This window comes from Vibrio sp. ABH4_348, from assembly GCF_056159765.1.
The window spans coordinates 1175256-1193588 of the sequence record NZ_JBSWVW010000001.1; the positions used below are offsets into that span (position 1 = coordinate 1175256).

Here is an 18333-nt window from a genome sequence, read left to right on the forward strand (position 1 = left end):
GAAGCGTTAACGGCTTGTAAACCGAGAAAAACACAAATCCCGACGAAAATGTTGTTTAGAATACTATGGACATCTTATTCCCAATATAAACTTCCATTTTATTAGCCAATTTTCCTTCAATCGATTCACCCAAGTAACTTGGGCTTGGCGCACTAAACAGATAAAATAAAAGGTCTTGTTCTCAGTTTCTAAATCCATATGTCTCGCTTACCCATTGATAGTATTCAACAGCAGGTTATCGACCTCGCGCAACACAACAATCTCGTGGTCGAGGCAGAAACTGGCTCTGGAAAATCAACTCGACTGCCTTTGTGGCTCAGTAAAACAAATCGTTTATTGGTGGTGCAACCCCGTCGTATCGCGTGTTTGTCGCTGTCCTCTTTTCTAAGTGAGCAACTTGAACAATCCGTAGGCGAAGACATTGGCTATGCAATCAAACTCGAACAAAAATTCAAGCCAACTACAAAAGCAGTATTTGTTACCCCCGGTGTTGCACTCAGATGGTTTGCAGAGAATCGACTCAGTGACTTCGACCTCGTGATTCTCGATGAGTTTCACGAAAGACGTTGGGACAATGAGTTGTTACTGGCCTTGCTTCGCCGTGAAACAAGGCTGCGTTTGATAGTGACTTCGGCCACCTTAAATGGCCAACAAATTGCCAGTTACCTTTGCGCAAAGCAAGTTCAAGCGGAAGGGCGAAATTTTCCAGTAAATGTCAAATACACTGCGCTCGAGTCACATCACTTGCCTGATGGCCGTGGGCTCGATAATAAGATTAATCAGGCCGTTCTCAGTGTTTTACAGTCAAATGATTCGGTTCACGATATCTTGGTTTTTCTTCCAGGGCGCAAAGAGATATCAGCCTGTTTGTCTCGCTTATCACAAAGCTTGTCGAATACAGATCTCGGTGTAAAAGTTGTCTGCTTGCATTCCAGTGTTTCAGATTCAGAGAGAGACATAGCACTTAATCAGCAGCCATTTCGGAAAATTGTATTGGCGACGAATGTGGCAGAAACCTCTTTGACCATTCCCAATATAAGCCATGTCATTGATTCTGGATTAGAGCGGCGCAATGAACAAAGAAATGGTTTAACCACATTAACTCTTTCCCATATATCACGAGCGAGTGCAGAGCAAAGAGCGGGTAGGGCCGGTCGTGTCATGGCGGGAACCTGCATTCGTTTGTTTGGACAACATGCCGCCCTATCGACGGCAACCGAGCCGGAGTTATTGAGAGAAAATTTGGCGGAACCCATGCTGTTAGCTGCCGCGTGTGGTAGCCGATTGGATTCGCTAGAATTTTTAGAGTCATTGCCGGAAAAATCGATGGCTCAAGCCCGTAACACACTACTGAGCCTTAACGCCATTTCCGAGAGCGGTAAGATTACTCCGCATGGAGAAAAATTGTATCCATTGCCGGTGGACATGGTTTGGGCTGATCTTATCAATCGGATGGAAAGCAAAAAAGACAAAGAAGCTATGATTGACCTTGCAGCCAGTTTGAGCGTTGGCGGCCAAATCTTTCAACTGTCTCAGTCAGAAACGGCAATAGAGCAGCTAGAACAATCAGAATCTTTAGGTTGCGATGCCAGTTTGCTTATTCGACTAGTGCGCGGTGACGCCATTGCCGGAGTGAAAACGGAATCCACTTTATTGGCCGAGGCGAAAGGATTAAGCCAGCAAATGCGCAGTTTGTTTGAGCTTCCTGATCTCAGTGTGACCAGCCGATATGAGAGGTCTTCGTTACTTAACTCTATCATCCGAACCAATCCAGAGTTGGTATTTGTGAGACGCGAGCGTCGACAAGAAGCGTTAAGCAATGGGGTTATCGAAGTTAAACTTGGTCGAAATTCTCGGCTACGTAATAGTGCGCAGGCCTGTATCGTCTTCGGCGTACATAGTTTACCGGGTAGAGGGTCTAAGCAAACACTTAACCTTACTCGCTATACCGCTCCAATCGAGTTGTCGTGGCTGTCGGATGCAGAACTAGGCGAGTGGCAAACTGTTTCTGAAAATGTCGAATCAGATTTGGCCGTTAGGACCGAGCAGCTCATTTATGCGAACCGAGTTATCGCGACTAAAAGGGAGCAAATAGCGCAGGATTTTTCGTCGGTGATCACACAAGAGATCATTAACGGTCATCTATGGCCTGGATACTTTGCCAATTTAGTAGAGGAAGTGAGATTGTGGAATCTGTATGTCGACTTTGAGCAATGCGGCGACAAAGTCGATTCCAAGTTATGGCTGGAAAGTCAAATGACCGACCTCGATATCAATAGCCTGGAAGAATTTGACCTCTTTTCTCCTAGCGATTTGCTGTTTGAAGGCATTCCGGAATGGGAAAAGCAAGATTTTGTCGAAAAGTACCCGGCGCAAGTCGTGCTTTCTGATTTGACCATGAATGTTGAATACAGTGTGAAAGCGAAATGTATTCAACTTATTCATGAGTCCGGGCAACGCAAAGTACCGCCAAAACGCTGGGAGCTGCCCGCTTGGAGTGGGTGGCGAATTCAATACCGAAAGGCAAGCCGTGTGGTTGATATCAAGTAGATTATGCGATTCATCCACAAACTTTAGGGGAAACAACGTGTAAGCGTTGACAGTTTGTAAAGGTAAAACGCTTTTCTGTTCATGTTTTGTTAGTTGCTTTGGTTGGATATGTCTTTTTGCCTAGCTTTGATGCTCTATTAGACTATTCATCCATAAGCTATTGATCTTCTTTATTTCTTGTTCAATTACTTATAACGTGAAATGAGGAGCATAGCTAGGTCGACATGGCCTTTGCTCCTGCACAGTTTAGCGGGGCGTTTGATTAAAAACGCTGCAAGACTCTAGAACAAATCTAAGGATGGCTTATGGGCAATTTAAGCGGTTCTGTACAGTTCGACTACATGACGTTTTTGGAATCGGCAGGTGAACATAGGCTGTCGCTCAGAGATGTCTGCTTCAATTGGTTTAATCACGTTACTCATTCTTCAACTCGGCAATATGACCAAGCTTCTGACGGGGTGGAAGCCTTGCTCATGCAACAAGCCATGTATGAACTCTCTGCGTGTCATAGTGACGATGCCAACTTAGAACAGTTGGTTCACTTGGCAAGGCAATATGGTGTCAAAGAGTTGGATGTGATCATGCCTTATGCACTAGAGCCCGAGCAGTTGTGTCGATTGCAAGGGTGTGGCCTGATTGTACGAAGCTCGCAAGAAGAGCATTTGTCTCTAGAATTATTGCCTGATCAGTAAGTTGTTTTCAGACCCAGTTTTGTTAGTTCACCACATAAGTCAGAATACAAGTTCGCTTTTCCAAACAGTTGGACTAACCTTTTATTATTGAAGCACTTTATAGGTTTGTTTGATGAAGCGATGTCTTGCCAAACTCTTAGCGCTGCTTGCTTGTGTGAGTAGTTATTCTGCGCTAAGCGATGATGCTATTACCAACCAACTCAGCTACCAACACCTATATACTCAACTGAGTTCCGGGTCACTTAACGAAAACCTCGGCGTGAACAGCAATATAACTGCATTGGCCATTGGTGGTAATTTATTGATTAGCCCTTATCTTGTTGCTTCGCTCGACTATTCTGCTCGTTTTATTCATCCTGGTTCTACTACAACTGAACATTACACTTTCTTGCCATCGGTCGGCTATCGCTTCCCGGTACAAGAACGTTTTGATCTGTTTATTCAAGGTTCTGTGGGAATACAGCGAGAAGTGATCACCCAAGATCAGACCGACAATCGTTTAAGCAGCCGAAATGAGCACGTTCTAGGTGGTAGCCTATCAGCGTTGTTTGCGCTAGACGAACAATGGTCTTTAACCACGACCGGAGCACTGTTACGCAGTGATATTGCGGATGTCGACAGTTTTAAACTGAAGCTGGATTATCGAATGTCGCCGCTTTGGTCGCTCGGTGGGTTTTACATTCATAGAGATGCGTCGAGTTATACCACCAACGAAGGTGGTATCAATTTCCAGTTTCACTACGCAAGATAACAAATCGAGTTTCACTTAAGCTCAGTTGGGTTTAAAAACGAAAAAAGGAGCCGAAGCTCCTTTTTTGGCGTTTGTTCTATAGAAATTAAAGAACTGCAGCGATGCCTTTGCAAAGCGGTAGCATGTTTTCTTTTGTCATGCCTGCAACACTGATACGGCCAGAGCCTACGATGTAAATAGCAAACTCATCTTTTAGGCGGGTTACTTGCTCTTTAGTTAGACCAGAGAAAGAGAACATACCGTTTTGACGAGAAATGAAGCTAAAGTCTTGATCAACACCTTGTTCTTTGAGCGTCGCCACAAATAACTCGCGCATTTCCTGAATGCGGTCGCGCATTTCTTTGACTTCTTGCTCCCATTCAGCGCGTAGCTCTGGGTTGCCCAAGATATGAGTCACAACTGCACTACCGTGAGCTGGTGGGTTAGAGTAAATTGAGCGGATGATAGCCTTAACTTGTGAAAACGCATTTGCTGCTGTTTCCGTAGACTGAGCGACCAGCGTAAATGCGCCAACGCGCTCATTGTAAAGACCAAAGTTTTTCGAGAATGAACTCGCCACTAGAATTTCGCCGTTGTGTTTAGCAAACTCGCGTAGACCAGCTGCGTCTTCTTCAACACCCTTTGCAAAGCCTTGGTATGCAAAATCGAATAGCGGAAGTAGACCTTTGCTAGAGACTAGCTTAGCCAATGTTTCCCACTCTTCTAATGTTGGATCGATACCCGTTGGGTTGTGGCAGCAACCATGAAGTAGAACCACATCACCCGCTTGTGCGTTTTCAAGATCCGCAAGCATAGCTGCGAAGTCTTTTTCTTTGGTTTCTGGGTTGTAGTAGCTATATTCAACCACTTCTAGGCCTGCAGCAGTAAATACACCACGGTGGTTTGCCCAAGTCGGGTTCGAAACCCAGATACGTGGTGCACCCAATTGACGCTTGATGAATTCGCCAGCAACGCGAAGCGCACCAGTACCACCAGGAGCTTGAGCAGTTTTAGCGCGGCTTTGTGCAACGATCTCAGAATCGTCACCAAATAGAAGTTTCTGCACGGCTAGTCCGTATTCAGCAGTACCTTCAATCGTTAGGTAAGATTTGGTTTTTTCTGTTTCAACCAATACTGCTTCTGCTTTCTTTACTGTTGCTAAAACCGGGGTAGCACCTTGTTCATTTTTGTAAATGCCTACACCTAAGTTAATCTTTTCAGCGCGGGTGTCTTTTTTAAACTCTTCAGTTAAGCCAAGAATAGGGTCCGCCGGGGCCGCAACAATACTTTCAAACATAAACGTCATCCGTGTTTAGATAAGGGGTTAATTAAAGTGAAACAAACCCTCTATTTATACTCTTACACGAAGCTGCTTACAACAGTAAAAATCAACAAAAATTGGTTTATTAAAGCGTTGGATGCAATCGCTGCGAAAAATTAACGTTTTGATAATGAAACTAAGAAAACCGAATGATATTTCGAGGAGTTTGGTGCCAAAAATCAGAGGATTTAAGGCACCAACTTTTTTGACTATTCGCCGTCTTTATAGCTGTTTGCTATGTCCTTAAACTCATCTTCGATTGCGATAAACGCCTCTACGACTTGAGGGTCGAAGTGTTGACCTATACCTTCGAGAATCATCGATTTGGCTTTATCGTGAGAAAAAGCGGGCTTGTATACGCGCTTTGAAATCAAAGCGTCATAAACGTCAGCTAATGCCATTAAACGTCCTGAAAGTGGAATATCTTCACCTGATAAACCTTTGGGATACCCCGAACCGTCCCACTTTTCGTGGTGAGATAGCGAGATTTCTTTAGCAACCGCGAGAAACGAACTGGTACCCAAGTGCTTTTCTGCAATTGAAAGCGCATTGGCCCCAATCTCCGGATGCTGCTTCATGATTTCAAACTCTTCCACCGTTAGTTTACCGGGCTTCAAAAGTATCGCGTCAGGAATACCTACTTTGCCGACATCGTGCAGCGGTGCAGATTTGTAAAGCAATTCAATATAATCATTGGTTAGCAGAGTCTGGTAGGCGGGTTTTTGCGCTAAGTGTTTGGCGAGGGCACGTACATACTTTTGGGTACGTAAGATATGTGCCCCAGTTTCGTTGTCACGGGATTCCGCGAGAGCCGCCAAGCTCACAATCGCCACATCTCGAGTTGTTTTTACTTCCTGTTGAGAGACTTCTAGGCTGTCGAGCATGGCATTGGTCAAGGAAGCCACTGAGCCAAACTCATTTGCTTCGAATACAGGCAATCTGCGCTCAGTTTCCCCGTCTTTGACTAGTTGCAGTTTGTCTTCATGTTGCTGCAACAATGCCTTAAAAAGTTTGCCCCACAGTACCAAGATGGTGAGGACATACCCGGCAACCACAATAGCGACATACATAAACTCTTTTATGACGCTGAGTGTTGCGGTCCGTTCAATAATCGTTTGCGGGTTCTGCTCTAGCCAGAACATGTCTTTTGAAGCAATCATTAGAAACAGTGAAATGAGCACTACGACAATCAGCGCCATCATACTCATAAAATACGCAACGACAGAGTACCGCTGACCGGATAAATGACAGTCAAACTTGTCGGCTTTTAAAATTGCCTTGAAAGATCGCAACTTGCTATCAATTTGAAGTACTTGCCCAGTAAAAAAACCGAACAGAGTCATGCCAAACAATACTTTAAAATTACTGTCAAGTGGGAACTGGAATTGATGGTTGTAGTAAAAGGCGAGGGGAAGAGAAAATAAGAAGAATAGCGCGGTATCGAGTCTACCGTGTTTTTGTTCCTGTAACAGCGAATGGTCGGCCAGAAGAAAATGTCTTACTAACCACATGGAACCAAATGTGACAAATACATGGGTGAATATTTCTGTCGAAGAAAGTTGTTCGAGCATCGGGCAGACACGCCCACCGTACAAACCAAAAAGAATTGCAGATAAAAGATAAAGTTTGGCGGTTTTCAGCGAGTCGTAAAACTGTTTTGGATCGCTGTCAGCAAAAGACGTATTAGTTGAAGCCGTTGAAAGCATGTTTCCACCTATTCCTGGTGATTGTTAATCCAGCCGTGACTCTGTTAAGAGTATTGCATCACATTAGACCTCGCGACCTAAGATTTGCTTTCGTGACATTTTAATTAAAAAGTGTGAGAGAGGGCAGTTACGGTGCCTAATGGATTGAAAGCAATCGGAAAACGCACTCAAATAAAAAAGGACCTGAATAGGTCCTTTTGGCATTGCGTAAACAAAAAGTTTAGAAATTTGCGCTACGTGGAGTACGAGGGAATGGAATTACATCACGTACGTTGCCCATACCAGTAACGTATGACACTAGGCGTTCAAAGCCTAGACCAAAACCAGCGTGCGGCACTGTGCCGTATTTGCGCAAGTCGCGGTACCAGCTCATGTGCTCAGGATCGATGCCCATGTCACGCATACGAGAATCCAGTACGTCCAAACGCTCTTCACGTTGAGAACCACCGATGATCTCACCTATACCCGGTGCAAGAACATCCATCGCCGCGACAGTTTTACCGTCGTCATTTAGACGCATGTAAAACGCTTTGATGTCTTTCGGGTAGTTTTTCACAATAACTGGCGCTTTGAAGTGTTCTTCAGCCAGGAAGCGCTCGTGCTCTGAAGACATGTCGATGCCCCACTCAACAGGGAATTCAAACTCACGGCCTGAATCAAGTAGGATTTGGATAGCATCAGTGTAATCAACTTGTGCAAAGTCAGAAGCAACAAACTGCTCTAGGCGAGTGATGGCTTCTTTGTCGATGCGCTGAGCAAAGAACTCTAGGTCATCACGACGCTCTTCCAACACAGCTTTAAACACGTACTTCAGCATATCTTCTGACAGCTTAGCAACGTCGTCTAGGTCAGCGAAAGCCACTTCAGGCTCTACCATCCAGAACTCAGCCAAGTGACGGCTGGTATTTGAGTTTTCGGCGCGGAAGGTTGGGCCGAATGTGTAAACCTTGCTAAGTGCACAAGCGTAAGTTTCGGCATTTAGCTGGCCAGATACCGTTAGGAAAGTCTCTTTACCGAAGAAATCTTCGTTGTAGTCTACTTTGCCTGCATCAGTGCGTGGTAGGTTTTCCATGTCCAGCGTAGAAACGCGGAACATCTCACCAGCACCTTCAGCATCAGATGCAGTAATTAGTGGCGCCGATACCCAGAAGTAGCCTTGCTCGTGGTAGAAACGGTGAATCGCTTGCGACAAACAGTTACGAACACGGGCTACCGCACCAATAACGTTGGTACGAGGGCGCAGGTGAGCCACTTCACGCAAGTACTCGATAGAGTGACGTGTCTTTGCCATCGGGTAGGTTTCAGCGTCTTCAACCCAGCCCACGACTTTCACTGCAATCGCTTCAAGCTCGAAATCTTGACCTTTTGCAGGAGATTCGACGACTTTACCCGTCACTTCAACTGAACAACCTGTTGTCAGCTTAAGTACTTCTTCTTGGTAATTATTCAACGAATTAGGGACCACGGCCTGAATCGGGTCGAAACAAGAGCCGTCATAAATGGCAAGGAAAGAGATTCCAGCTTTGGAATCACGACGTGAGCGAATCCAGCCGCGAACAGTGACTTCACTGCCGACTGAAAGTTTTGCGCTCAATACGTCAGAAACAGGCGCGTATGTCATTGAGTATTCTTCTCCGTTGAAGTGTTGTGCTGTAATCCATGGGGTTGTGGCGGTTAAATTTTCGCCACTAACACAATGAACTTGAAACATTTACTAGCAAACCGACAGTTTACCTGTGATTTCTTTCGCTTCAACCACTAATCTGCTGGAGGAAGCAAATAAATACCACTTTTACTTTCCTACCTAAGCTTAAACTGGCCAATCATGGATTCTAATTGCTCAGATAAAGATTCCAAATCAGATGAAATTTGACGAGTTTTGGCCGTAGATTTGGAGGTGTCAGTGGCATGCTGAGTAATGGTCTCTACTTTGGACTCAACGGTTTGACTCAGTAAGGTGGTTTGGTGGGTTTGTGTTTGAATGTTTTCGGTGTGTGTCAGTGCTTGTTTCATTTCAACCACGACTTCATGCATCTTCTGTGAAAGTGCCTCGACCTCGGACGAGCGTTGATGGGCAGTTGCGCATACTTGGTCAACCGAATCTAAAGAAGAACGAGAGCCTGCTTGGAATTGTGAAATAATGGCGGAGATACTTTCCGTTGCTTCTGCAGTGCGGCTGGCAAGATTACGCACCTCATCAGCAACGACTGCAAAACCACGCCCTTGTTCACCGGCACGAGCGGCTTCAATTGCAGCATTTAGTGCCAATAGGTTGGTTTGCTCGGCAATGCCCTTAATCGCATCGAGTATTTGCGACACTTCATTGGTTTGCGTATTCAGTGCTTCGATATTGCTTTTTACTTCATCAATATCAACTACAAGCGCCTTTATGTCGTCACTGGCATTGTGAGCAGACTGAGCCGATACATTAGCTGTTTCAGTAGTGTGCTGAATCAGATCTGAGGTATGAGTAATAGCTTGGTCTACAGCGCTCTGCTGGTTTTGTACCTCAGTCATATTGCTCTTTACGTCCACCGTTTCTTTTTGTTGGTTGGTGGCTGCGGAATCGGTGTGTTGGGCGACATGCGTTAGATCGACTGCAGAAGATGTTAATTGGTGCGAGGTGTGTTTCACTTTAAGCAAATTGTCATTAACCGTCGCCACAAATGAATTGATCGCCTTGGCAAGCTGTCCCACCTCATCATTGGTTGATGACGACAATTCTTGGCTGAGATCTTTGTCGGTGCTGATGGCCTGCATGTAACGAGAGGCTTGTTGAATCGGTTTGACGATAATTTTTCGAATCAGAAAAACGGCGATGGTAAACCCGACAACAGCGATGACTGCCATGATTCCAATCGCGGTTAACGTTTGTTTGTTAATCAGAGTATTGAGTTCAGATGTATTGTATTCAATTCGAATTGCACCTAGAACTTCACCTTCAGGTGCGGCGTGACAGGCGACACAGTTGGTTCCTCGGTAGTTTTCGCTCGATTTCATCGGCAGGGCAACCACTAAGCCTTTACCCCAATCGGCTGAGATCGGCTCGATCACTAACTCTCCGCTTAATGCGCGGTTATCAATATCATCGACGGGAGCTTGGCCATCTAATCCTGGCCCGTAGATCTTATTGACGGCTTCGGCACGGATCACTCGTACCGATTCAACGCCATTTTGCGAAAGGGCTTTTTCTCTCAAGGTTTCTTTTTGAAACATGGTGCCGGTTAGCATCATCATATTTAGGCTATCAAAATAATTACTAGCTTGGTGGTGTAACTGTTCACTGAGGACGGAAGACATAAGTTGGCGCTGTTGATAATGCTGGTAGCTAGTTGAGACGACAGACACCAATGCAAAGACCACGATTAATGTTGCTAGTAATTTTGTTGTAACTGTAGTTTTCATAAGTAAGTCTAAAGATTTAGATGACAATATGTTCTCCTAACTTAGGTATAGGATAAAACACTGCACATCGTAGAGTGTGACCTCACATTTAGTGTGGTTTAAGTAAATGTGATGTTGGTAACGTGTTGAATTGATTTTAAACTTACGGCTCTCATAAAAAACAAAGTTCTCAATAAGGTCTATAAAACAAAAGGTTATCTAGGATGCTGTGCGGAATGTGGAGTTTCAAACCACCTGAAAGATTGCTACACAAGACGTGAATGAAACAAGCTGAAAAACAGTGAGCCTTGTCACACGAGTTTGGATAATTTAGTATTGCCTGCCTTTTTTCTCCGGATACAGAATAATGAGAACCGAGCTTTACAAAGAATTTATGTTTGAAGCAGCACATAAACTGCCCCATGTACCTGAAGGGCACAAGTGTGGTCGTTTGCATGGTCACAGCTTTTTGGTTCGTCTGTATGTTGAAGGTGAAGTCGATCCGCACACAGGTTGGGTGATTGATTTTTCAGAGATTAAAGCGGCTTTTAAACCTATTTATGACAGACTGGATCATTACTACTTGAATGATATCGAAGGGTTAGAAAACCCAACCAGTGAAGTGTTAGCCAAATGGATCTGGAATGAACTAAAGCCAAGCCTGCCATTACTTAGCAAAGTTGAAATAAAAGAGACCTGTACAGCCGGTTGTATATATAAAGGTGACTAGAATCACCGTACATGGCGGCTCAATGAATCCAGAATTTGTGCCGTCATACCCCACACTAGTTTATCTTCGTAAACCAATCCCATCACTTTGTGTTGACGCGCATGCCGTCTAAAAGTGAATTTCTGCCAGTTGCGATTATCCAACGCGTAGCTCATTGGTATCTCAAACGCGTGTTCGACCTCGTTGGTGTCTAAGGTTCTGGTGTGAGTATCGCTTACCCAAGCCAAAATGGGTGTCACTGCAAATCCAGTTACCGTCGGAATTGTAGGAAGTTGTCCAAACACCTCTATCTCATGGTAACTAATACCAATTTCTTCGTTGGCTTCACGCATGGCAGTGTCGATCATAGTTTTATCTTCAGGCTCAACTTTGCCGCCGGGAAAGCTAATTTGTCCAGGGTGGTGTTTAAGGTGTTGTGCACGCTTAGTCAGAATCAAATGCAGCCCGTGCTCACGACCAACAATCCCAATCAAGACAGACGCTTGACGTAATTTCACCGCATCATCTGATGCAATAAGGTTTTTACCTCGGTAATGAGCCGGTGTGTTGAGTTGAAACTTGGCCAAAAAAGCTTGTTTATTAGAGTACGTATGCACGACAGATAGCATAGTTTTCCCATTCCTTGGTTTGAAAAACACCGTTTGGTCTTCCATTCTTGTAAATAGCATCCCTTGAAGAAGCAGACAAGAATGAAAGGTGTAATTTTTACCGAGTTTCTTGATTTAGTTGAAGATAAATTTGGCTTAGAGACGGTTGATCAAATATTGGATACTTGTGGCGACGACGGAGTCTTCACCTCTGTAGGCAGTTACGACCACAAGCGGTTGGTGAAGCTAATTGTCACGCTCAGCAAAAGTACTGGCATTGCGGCAGATACATTGCAGCAAGTATTTGGTAAGACCGTGTTTAACAATCTCTATCGTTCATTGCCAGAAGATGCCTCCATCTTATCTTGCAAAGACAGCTTTACCTTTATTCGACTGGTGCAGGACTACATTCACATCGAAGTTAAAAAACTGTATCCCGACGCCAATCCTCCTGAATTTGATTTTATCAGTGTTGACAAAACACAGATGGTATTTGATTACCAGAGTGCCCGCTGCATGGCACCTGTCTGTTTTGGTTTAGTGGAAGGGTGCGCGGAACATTTTGGCGAATCCCTCGACATCAGCTCAAGCAACATTGAAGAGTCAGGTTCAAAAGTCAGATTCACGCTAACCAAGGCCTAACTTTTATGCCCAACCCGCTTGAACGTAAGTTGAAACGTGAGCAAGCTGCGAGAAAAGCGGCCGAAGCATTACTTGAGCAAAAGAGTTTAGAGCTTTATCAGTCCAATAAGTCTTTGACCTACGCTGTTGAAAAACTGGAACGGCAAAGCGCCAAGGACATGGAAAAGTTCGAGTTTGAAGAGCACATTAGTGAAGCACTAATACAGTATGGCAGGCTGTTCTTAACTCGCAGCATAGATGACTCCATGCTGCATGGATTTGTTAGAAAGCTTTCAGATACCCCTTTAATCAACGACGCCTACTTGTCAATAAGTAGCGAACATTTAGATTCGCGTCACGTTGGGTTTTGGGGGAGTCAATCTTTGCATGATTTAGTGTTGCAATTAAACCATCTAAAAGGATTGGTGTGGTACGACAATGTACTTATTTTGTCACTAGAGGTCGGTGAGGAAAATTTTGGATTGTTAGCCATTGAAGCCATAAACGCAGAAACGCACCAGACTTTACTTGAAACTGGTTATCAGCAAATCGTTGACCTGATTTGCAGTGCAATCAACCGCCAGATTATGGCAGACAAAACAGAGCAAGCTCGAATCCGTGCTGAGAATTCAGAACAAGCAACGCAAGAGTTTCTGGCCATGATTAACCATGAGCTTCGCACACCTTTGAATGGCTTGTTGGGCAATGCCGACCTTTTGTCGCAAACTTCTCTATCAAAAGATCAATTAGCTCACTTGGAACATCTAAGACAGTCGGGCGGCATGTTAAAAGCCATCATTAATGATCTACTAGATTTCAGCAAAATGAACGCCGGAATGTTAGAAATCTTCCCCATCAATTTTCAGTGGCAATCCATATCTGATTTGATTGAAAGTGTGTTTTCGGAAAAAGCCAAGCAAAAGCAAATCGATTTCTCCCTGACGACCTCACCGTTACTCCCTGAGTGTTTGTACGGCGACTCAGATCGCATTTGCCAGATATTGGTTAACTTAGTGGGTAACGCCGTTAAGTTTACCGAGTCGGGAGGGGTAGAAGTACTTTTCGAGTGGAATGACAAAACGCTGGGCATGACGGTAAAAGACTCGGGCATAGGTATGACAGAAGTCGAGCAGCAAGAGATGTTTTCGCCATTTATGCAGGCTAATCGTCGGGCGAATCGGCGCTTTGAAGGTACGGGTTTAGGCCTGTCTATCTGTAAAACCTTGGTCGAGTTGATGGGCGGCACTATACATGTGAGAAGCGAGCTAGGAAAAGGAACACAGGTGAAAGTTGAGTTACCAATGGAACAAGGAGAATCCGCCAAACACACGGCCATTCAAGAAGAGCCAGTTAGCTTGCGAGATTTCTCGTCGTTAGCCATTTTAGTGGTTGATGACATCGTGATGAACCAATTGGTGATACGAAAAATGTTAGAGAAGCTCGCCATCACGCCCGAGTTTGCCAACAACGGCAAAGAGGCGCTTAACTGTGTGGCGCAAAAAAGCTTTGATTTGATCTTTATGGATTGCCGCATGCCGGAAATGGATGGGTTTGAAGCGACGCGATGTATGAGGGAGCAAGGGCTAGACTTGCCAATTATTGCCCTAACTGCCGGGACGACCTCTGCAGAAAAACAGCAGTGTATGGACTCGGGAATGGACGATTTTTTGAGTAAACCCTACACGGCTGAAGATCTCAGCCGTGTACTGAATAAGTGGCTGGACGTTAACTAAGCACCGGCAAAATTTTACTCACTTTGTCCAACGTTTCTTGGTATTCACTATCCACTTGGCTATCCGCAACAATGCCGCCGCCAGCCCATGCATAAATTGACTGTTCGTGAGCAATTAGAGTGCGGATGGTTATGCTGGTATCCATCTTTCCATGTCGGCTGATGTAGCCAATGCTACCGCAATATAGGTTGCGTCGATGTGGCTCTAACTCTTCAATAATTTCCATCGCGCGGATTTTAGGCGCTCCGGTAATCGAACCACCGGGGAAACAGGCTTTGAGCAAATCTGTCGCATGGTATTGCGTATCCAATTCTGCCGTCACAGTACTCACTAAATGATGAACCGCAGGAAAGCTCTCAATCTTGAAAATATGGGGCACTTTCACCGTTCCTGGCTTTGCCACTCGCCCAATGTCGTTTCGGAGCAAGTCGACGATCATTAAATTTTCAGCTCTATCTTTGGCTGAGTTCGCTAATTTGTCTGCATTGTCTTTGTCGATTTGAGTATCGCTGCTGCGCGGCAGGGTTCCCTTGATTGGCTTAGTTTCAATGTTACGATTGTCGAGCTGTAAAAAGCGCTCTGGCGATACACTTAGAATCGCCCCGTGTTCGGTACGAATAAAGCCAGAGAACGGCGCTTTATTTTGCTCTGCCAGTTTCAAGTAGGCTTGCCATTCACACCCTTGATACTGCGCTTCAAAACGTTGGGCGAGATTGATTTGATAGCAATCACCAGACAACAAGTACTCTTGTACTTTGTTAAAGCGCTGCGAGTATTCGGCTTTGGTTAGGTTGGATTGCCATGGCGCGGTCAGGGAAAACTCGCTCTCTTCTACAAGTTCTTCAGCAGATAACAGCCTTTGCCAATGCTTGGCAGCATTAACCCCAACCACAAATGCCTTCTGATCTTGGTTATCGAAAATCACTGCCCATTCATACAAACCAACGTTCATGTCAGGACTGTTGATATCGTGTTGGGCGAGTGAAGGTAGTGTTTCTACACGACGGCCCAAATCATAACCAAAATAACCTAACGCACCGCCAACAAAAGGCAAATGTTCGAAGTGGCTATCTGAGCAATTTGGTAGCCACTGTTCTAACAATGTATTGAGTAACTCGAATGGATCGTCTGCTGATTCGAAGTTTTCTTCAGGAGTGGCAACGTGTGTGGTTTCTCCAAAAGTCGACAAAGTGACAACCGGATTGGTGACCAAAATGTCATAGCGACTGTTAACGTGATTAGCTGAACTTGAGTCCAACAACATTGACCAAGGTTTATCTTGAATACGTGCAAACAACGACTTAGCAGCGTGGGCTTGGTAGTCGATGTTGATAATTTCAACAGTTTTGTGATTGATGTTATGCATTTGTGTAATTTGTGACAAAGAGAAGGCTCACTACATGGCACGTTTAGGCGAGCAAGAGTATCATAATCAAAACAACACCATCTACCGCCAACATAAGTAACACGGATGTTTGCAAGGATTTCTAAGCAAGCGAAGTGGATACAAAAAAATAATAGGTAGATATCTGGAAGCAAAAACGAGGCATACAATGACGGTTATACGCCAGCAAGACCTGATCAGCAGTGTAGCTGATGCTCTTCAGTACATTTCTTACTACCACCCTTTAGACTTTGTTCAAGCTCTCGAAAAAGCCTATCACAAGGAAGAAAGCCAAGCGGCGAAAGACGCATTGGCGCAAATCCTAATTAACTCGCGCATGTCAGCAGAAGGGCACCGACCCATCTGTCAAGACACAGGTATCGTGACGTGTTTTGTTAACATCGGCATGGCAGTGCAGTGGGATACTACTGAGCTAACCGTACAACAAATGGTGGATGAAGGGGTAAGACAAGCTTACACCAACCCAGACAACCCATTACGTGCATCAGTACTGATGGACCCTGCAGGTAAGCGAATCAATACCAAAGACAACACGCCAGCCGTTGTTCACATCAATATGGTGCCTGGCGATAAAGTGGAAGTTCAAGTTGCGGCTAAGGGTGGCGGCTCAGAGAACAAAACCAAAATGGTGATGCTTAACCCATCAGACGACGTTGCAGAATGGGTAGAGAAAACACTTCCTGCAATGGGCGCAGGTTGGTGCCCACCGGGCATGCTGGGTATAGGCATTGGAGGCACTGCAGAAAAAGCGGCAGTTCTGGCAAAAGAATCCTTGATGGAACACATCGACATTCAAGAGCTGATCGAGCGTGGTCCTGAAAATGCCGAAGAAGAATTACGTCTCGATATCTTCAACCGTGTAAATAAACTCGGCATTGGAGCGCAAGGCCTTGGTGGCTTGACCACAGTTGTTGACGTGAAAATCAAAACAGCGCCAACTCACGCTGCATCAAAACCGGTTTGTTTGATTCCTAACTGCGCGGCAACACGCCACGTACACTTCGAGCTTGATGGTTCAGGCCCTGCAGAACTGACGCCACCTAAGCTTGAAGAATGGCCAGACATCACATGGGAAGCAGGCGAGAATACGCGCCGCGTTAACCTTGATACGCTTACCAAAGAAGATACTTTGGAATGGAAAACTGGTGAAACTGTATTGCTATCTGGCAAGATTCTGACGGGTCGCGATGCGGCACATAAACGAATTCAAACCATGCTGCAAAATGGTGAAGGCCTGCCAGAGGGCGTTGAGCTAAACGGCAAGTTTATCTATTACGTAGGCCCAGTAGATGCGGTTGGCGACGAGGCGGTAGGCCCAGCAGGCCCAACAACCTCAACTCGTATGGATAAGTTCACCGACATGATGCTAGAAGAAACCGGCATTATGGGCATGATAGGCAAAGCCGAGCGCGGCCCGGCTACAGTTGAGTCGATCAAGAAGCACAAAGCGGTGTACCTAATGGCAGTGGGCGGCGCAGCTTACTTAGTGGCGAAAGCCATCAAAAAAGCCCGTGTGGTTGCCTTTGAAGATCTTGGTATGGAAGCCATATACGAATTTGAGGTGGAAGATATGCCAGTCACCGTTGCCGTTGATTCCAACGGCGCAAATGCACACCAAATCGGCCCAGATACGTGGAAAGTGAAAATCGCCGAAATGGATGCGTAATCACTCAGTGAATTAGTATTTTAAACTGAATTGATAAAAGCCTGCTGCTCTACGAGTGGCAGGCTTTTTTAGTATTTAGCGGGCGGTGCATACCCCCTCCAACTCCCCCCTAAAAGGGGGAGAGCTGTATCGAGCAAGTGGTATGTTCAGTAGATTGAACAGATTTATCATGTGCTCTAAGCTGCTGTGGTTATTGAGATAAAAGGCAACGCATTTTTGCTCCTCCCCTTTTAGGGGAGGTTGGGTGGGGTAAAGGACACGGTTTAAAAAAACTGTCGATATGGTTTAAACGTTTCATGCCCACTATCACGACGTCATGCAACATTGAGTTTGTTAACCCAGATTAGTGGTCGTTTTAGATCTGTATTACATCCTTCGGCAACTCAATTGGAGGTAAATCTTGGTACATCAAGCGGTGCTGCAATTCATGGTTCTCATTGAAATCTTCAAGTGCGTTAACCAACTGTTTAGTATTTGGGGCACGTTTGTAGAAGTCAGGTTCAGATAACGAAACAGCGTGAAGAATGAATTTTAACATTTCCACGGAAAACTCGTAGTCAATCGCCTCGATGTATCCTTGCTTTCCGTGAAAATTATAATCAGTTCTGCGTACTTCTGCAGCACTTAGCTCTAAAAGTTGACGATGCAAAGAGGAAAAGTTCAGTCTCTGTCCATCTTGCTCAAGATACATTTGTTCTAGAATTTGTTTAGAGCATCGCTCCAATCTATTTCGGTAGTGTTTAGAGACTTGGTCTATGTCACCCTTCTTGGAGTTCGGATACATCATTCTATACAGTCTTCGTATCTGCATAATTGAGGACTTTCTTCCGCTGATTTCGTTGAAAAAGGATTCGGCGTTTTTAGAAAACTCTTCTAAATGCTTGAAATAATTTGTGAAATTATTCTGTTCTCTTGTTGCGTCGACTTGTATACGCGCCAATTCAATCTGATTTAGGCTAACGTTTATTTGTTCTCTGGTTTGTTTAGAGCGATGCTCAAGTGAAAAAATACCAATTATTGCGATGGTACCAGTGGCAAGTGCGACAGGTACTTGGAGCATGTGTGTTAAGAAAAAAACTAGAGCTTTTACCGTAACGGCTTCTTTTTTAACTTCTAACACGAGTTTATCTTGCGAATCTATAAAATCTGCAATTGCTAACCCTGAAGAAAGGAAAATCAAGAAAATTCCAATCCCAAGAATTGTCCTT

The 18333-nt window shown here is 44.8% G+C and carries 14 protein-coding genes; 7 read left to right on the forward strand and 7 right to left on the reverse strand.

What is annotated here, in order from left to right:
- The first annotated feature begins 198 nt into the window (after positions 1 to 198).
- The 3 genes from ACXAFJ_RS05275 to ACXAFJ_RS05285 all read left to right on the forward strand — a co-directional run bounded on the left by ACXAFJ_RS05275 (position 199) and on the right by ACXAFJ_RS05285 (position 3993).
- Positions 199 to 2550 carry a helicase-related protein gene (locus ACXAFJ_RS05275; protein ID WP_475321915.1) on the forward strand — a complete coding sequence of 784 codons (2352 nt, stop codon included), beginning with the start codon at positions 199 to 201 and terminating at the stop codon, positions 2548 to 2550.
- A 305-nt stretch (positions 2551 to 2855) separates the two neighbouring features.
- Positions 2856 to 3242: a hypothetical protein gene (locus ACXAFJ_RS05280; RefSeq protein WP_475321916.1), complete on the forward strand. Its 387-nt coding sequence runs from the start codon at positions 2856 to 2858 to the stop codon at positions 3240 to 3242.
- Positions 3243 to 3354: 112 nt separating this feature from the next.
- On the forward strand, positions 3355 to 3993 hold the full coding sequence (locus ACXAFJ_RS05285) for a porin family protein (protein WP_475321918.1): 639 nt from the start codon (positions 3355 to 3357) through the stop codon (positions 3991 to 3993).
- Positions 3994 to 4078: 85 nt separating this feature from the next.
- Here the strand turns inward: ACXAFJ_RS05285 and ACXAFJ_RS05290 are convergent, their stop codons facing one another.
- The 4 genes from ACXAFJ_RS05290 to ACXAFJ_RS05305 all read right to left on the reverse strand — a co-directional run bounded on the left by ACXAFJ_RS05290 (position 4079) and on the right by ACXAFJ_RS05305 (position 10404).
- Positions 4079 to 5269 (reverse strand): amino acid aminotransferase, encoded by a 1191-nt coding sequence (locus ACXAFJ_RS05290; protein WP_475321919.1) that lies wholly within the window; start codon positions 5267 to 5269, stop codon positions 4079 to 4081.
- Between the two features lie 233 nt (positions 5270 to 5502).
- Positions 5503 to 6999 carry an HD-GYP domain-containing protein gene (locus ACXAFJ_RS05295; protein ID WP_475321920.1) on the reverse strand — a complete coding sequence of 499 codons (1497 nt, stop codon included), beginning with the start codon at positions 6997 to 6999 and terminating at the stop codon, positions 5503 to 5505.
- 220 nt (positions 7000 to 7219) lie between these two features.
- The gene (gene asnS, locus ACXAFJ_RS05300) at positions 7220 to 8620 is read right to left on the reverse strand and encodes an asparagine--tRNA ligase (protein ID WP_475321921.1); all 1401 of its coding nucleotides are present in this window, start codon (positions 8618 to 8620) and stop codon (positions 7220 to 7222) included.
- Between the two features lie 179 nt (positions 8621 to 8799).
- Positions 8800 to 10404 (reverse strand): methyl-accepting chemotaxis protein, encoded by a 1605-nt coding sequence (locus ACXAFJ_RS05305; RefSeq protein WP_475321923.1) that lies wholly within the window; start codon positions 10402 to 10404, stop codon positions 8800 to 8802.
- 346 nt (positions 10405 to 10750) lie between these two features.
- On the opposite strand from ACXAFJ_RS05305, the gene queD reads away from it, so the two are divergent.
- Positions 10751 to 11113, forward strand: coding sequence for a 6-carboxytetrahydropterin synthase QueD (gene queD, locus ACXAFJ_RS05310; protein ID WP_475321924.1), 363 nt, complete (start codon positions 10751 to 10753; stop codon positions 11111 to 11113).
- A 2-nt stretch (positions 11114 to 11115) separates the two neighbouring features.
- Here the strand turns inward: queD and ACXAFJ_RS05315 are convergent, their stop codons facing one another.
- Positions 11116 to 11721 (reverse strand): CoA pyrophosphatase, encoded by a 606-nt coding sequence (locus ACXAFJ_RS05315; protein WP_475321925.1) that lies wholly within the window; start codon positions 11719 to 11721, stop codon positions 11116 to 11118.
- An 81-nt stretch (positions 11722 to 11802) separates the two neighbouring features.
- Here ACXAFJ_RS05315 and ACXAFJ_RS05320 point away from each other — a divergent pair, with 81 nt between their 5' ends.
- Together ACXAFJ_RS05320 and ACXAFJ_RS05325 are read left to right on the forward strand one after the other, a co-directional pair.
- Positions 11803 to 12342 (forward strand): heme NO-binding domain-containing protein, encoded by a 540-nt coding sequence (locus tag ACXAFJ_RS05320; protein ID WP_475321927.1) that lies wholly within the window; start codon positions 11803 to 11805, stop codon positions 12340 to 12342.
- Positions 12343 to 12347: 5 nt separating this feature from the next.
- Entirely contained in the window at positions 12348 to 14054 is a 1707-nt protein-coding gene (locus tag ACXAFJ_RS05325) for an ATP-binding protein (RefSeq protein WP_475321929.1), read from the forward strand.
- Here the strand turns inward: ACXAFJ_RS05325 and pabB are convergent.
- The gene (gene pabB, locus ACXAFJ_RS05330; protein ID WP_475324064.1) at positions 14047 to 15420 is read right to left on the reverse strand and encodes an aminodeoxychorismate synthase component 1; all 1374 of its coding nucleotides are present in this window, start codon (positions 15418 to 15420) and stop codon (positions 14047 to 14049) included. The two genes, ACXAFJ_RS05325 and pabB, sit on opposite strands and share 8 nt — an antisense overlap.
- Positions 15421 to 15607: 187 nt before the next feature.
- On the opposite strand from pabB, the gene ACXAFJ_RS05335 reads away from it, so the two are divergent.
- The gene (locus ACXAFJ_RS05335) at positions 15608 to 17125 is read left to right on the forward strand and encodes a fumarate hydratase (protein WP_475321931.1); all 1518 of its coding nucleotides are present in this window, start codon (positions 15608 to 15610) and stop codon (positions 17123 to 17125) included.
- Between the two features lie 355 nt (positions 17126 to 17480).
- Here ACXAFJ_RS05335 and ACXAFJ_RS05340 read toward each other — a convergent pair whose 3' ends face one another.
- Positions 17481 to 18245: a hypothetical protein gene (locus ACXAFJ_RS05340; RefSeq protein WP_475321933.1), complete on the reverse strand. Its 765-nt coding sequence runs from the start codon at positions 18243 to 18245 to the stop codon at positions 17481 to 17483.
- Between the last annotated feature and the right edge of the window lie 88 nt (positions 18246 to 18333).

What these genes read in the sequence shown, in the direction of transcription:
- ACXAFJ_RS05295 (WP_475321920.1), bottom strand. Translation starts at nt 6,999, where the DNA reads ATGCTTTCAACGGCTTCAACTAATACGTCTTTTGCTGACAGCGATCCA.
- ACXAFJ_RS05275 (WP_475321915.1), top strand. Translation starts at nt 199, where the DNA reads ATGTCTCGCTTACCCATTGATAGTATTCAACAGCAGGTTATCGACCTC.
- ACXAFJ_RS05315 (WP_475321925.1), bottom strand. Translation starts at nt 11,721, where the DNA reads ATGCTATCTGTCGTGCATACGTACTCTAATAAACAAGCTTTTTTGGCC.
- ACXAFJ_RS05325 (WP_475321929.1), top strand. Translation starts at nt 12,348, where the DNA reads ATGCCCAACCCGCTTGAACGTAAGTTGAAACGTGAGCAAGCTGCGAGA.
- ACXAFJ_RS05280 (WP_475321916.1), top strand. Translation starts at nt 2,856, where the DNA reads ATGGGCAATTTAAGCGGTTCTGTACAGTTCGACTACATGACGTTTTTG.
- pabB (WP_475324064.1), bottom strand. Translation starts at nt 15,420, where the DNA reads ATGCATAACATCAATCACAAAACTGTTGAAATTATCAACATCGACTAC.
- ACXAFJ_RS05335 (WP_475321931.1), top strand. Translation starts at nt 15,608, where the DNA reads ATGACGGTTATACGCCAGCAAGACCTGATCAGCAGTGTAGCTGATGCT.
- ACXAFJ_RS05305 (WP_475321923.1), bottom strand. Translation starts at nt 10,404, where the DNA reads ATGAAAACTACAGTTACAACAAAATTACTAGCAACATTAATCGTGGTC.
- ACXAFJ_RS05320 (WP_475321927.1), top strand. Translation starts at nt 11,803, where the DNA reads ATGAAAGGTGTAATTTTTACCGAGTTTCTTGATTTAGTTGAAGATAAA.
- asnS (WP_475321921.1), bottom strand. Translation starts at nt 8,620, where the DNA reads ATGACATACGCGCCTGTTTCTGACGTATTGAGCGCAAAACTTTCAGTC.
- ACXAFJ_RS05290 (WP_475321919.1), bottom strand. Translation starts at nt 5,269, where the DNA reads ATGTTTGAAAGTATTGTTGCGGCCCCGGCGGACCCTATTCTTGGCTTA.
- ACXAFJ_RS05285 (WP_475321918.1), top strand. Translation starts at nt 3,355, where the DNA reads ATGAAGCGATGTCTTGCCAAACTCTTAGCGCTGCTTGCTTGTGTGAGT.
- queD (WP_475321924.1), top strand. Translation starts at nt 10,751, where the DNA reads ATGAGAACCGAGCTTTACAAAGAATTTATGTTTGAAGCAGCACATAAA.